General features: G+C 78.1%; 3 protein-coding genes. 2 read left to right on the top strand and 1 reads right to left on the bottom strand.

Translation table 11 applies throughout. The annotated features are described in order from the left end of the window. Positions 1 to 287: NAD(P)H-hydrate epimerase (locus tag AC2CHG_RS31445; protein ID WP_484526212.1), on the bottom strand; the 287-nt coding region annotated here is incomplete at its 3' end. Between the two features lie 219 nt (positions 288 to 506). Between AC2CHG_RS31445 and AC2CHG_RS31440 the strand changes: the two genes are divergently transcribed. Then, a complete protein-coding gene (locus AC2CHG_RS31440; protein WP_463839216.1) occupies positions 507 to 806 on the top strand; it encodes a type VII secretion target in 300 nt (99 codons plus the stop codon). Then, on the top strand, positions 803 to 1,228 hold a 426-nt coding region (locus AC2CHG_RS31435), incomplete at its 3' end, for a WXG100 family type VII secretion target (protein ID WP_484526211.1). The genes AC2CHG_RS31440 and AC2CHG_RS31435, both read left to right, overlap by 4 nt.

Genomic DNA, 1,228 nt, shown 5'->3' with positions numbered 1-1,228 from the left:
GCCAGGCCCTCGGCGTGCGCCCGGCCCGGCGTGAGGAGCAGCGCGGTCACCGCCGCGCCCCGGCGGGCCAGGTGCGCGCCCGCGAAGAGGGCGTCGCCGCCGTTGTCGCCGGACCCGGCGAGCACGAGCACCCGGGCGCCGTAGACGCCGCCCCGGTCGGCGAGCAGCAACGCGCAGCGGCGGGCCAGCCCGGCCGCGGCCCGCTGCATGAGCGCACCGGGCGGGAGGGTGGCCATCAGGCCCGCCTCCGCCGCGCGAACGTCCGCGACCCGCCACACCTGTCTCATGCCACCCCGCCCCGCTCGTCGCGCCGGCTCAGCTTCCGCTCGCGGCTCCCCCGATCACGGCCTCACCCTACCGGCGGTACGCGCCTCCGACCGGCTGGCGGACAAGCCCTGTGGATAACCCCGACCCTTGTCCACAGGGGTCGGCGGCCACCGTCTGGTGCCGCCTAGCGTCCCGGTGTCCGGAGCCGGCCGGTGGCGCCGGGCGAGGGAGGGCACGTGGTGGAGAAACCGTTCGACGTCGATCCGGAGCTTCTGCGATCGGTGGCGCGCGAGCTGGCCGACGACGCGTACCGGCTGGCTCGCGGGCCGGGCGCGGCACCAGAGTCGTTGCTGGTGGCGGCGCCGGACGGCTGGCGATCCGCGATGGCGCTTACCGAATTGGAGTCCGCCGTACGGCGCTGGTCCGGCGCGCTCGGCGCCCGGGTGGCCGACACCGCTCAGGCGTTGCGCCGTGGCGCGGACGGCTACGAGGCGGTCGACGAACGCGCCGCCCGCCGCCTCACCGGGGTGCTCCGGTGAACGGCGGGAGTGCCGACGCCGCCGCGCCGGTCGGCTACGCGCAGCTCTGGCGCGCCGACCCGGGCGCCTGGTCCACCGCCGGGACGGCGTGGCGGGGCCTCACCACGCCGGTACGGCAGCGCGCCGACGCGTTTACCGCCCGGATCGGCACGCTTCGCCCCGGGTGGTCGGGTGCCGCCGCGACGGCGGCGCAACGGCGGATCGGGGACCTGCGCACCGACCTCACCGACGTGCTTCCCGCCCTGGTCGAGGTCGACCAGGTGCTCGCCGAGTTCGGCGCCCGGCTGGGCGCGGCGAAGGCCCGGCTCGGCGCCGAGGTGGCCCGCGCCGAGTCGGGTGGCCTGCTCGTCGACCGCACCGGAGCGGTCCGGCCCGACCCGGCACGGCCGGTGGCGCAGGCCGGACCGGCGGTGGTCCATGCG

The organism is Micromonospora sp. ATLC20 (assembly GCF_057196585.1).
The sequence above is the reverse complement of the archived record's forward strand: the minus strand, read 5'-3'. Positions and strand labels throughout refer to the sequence as shown.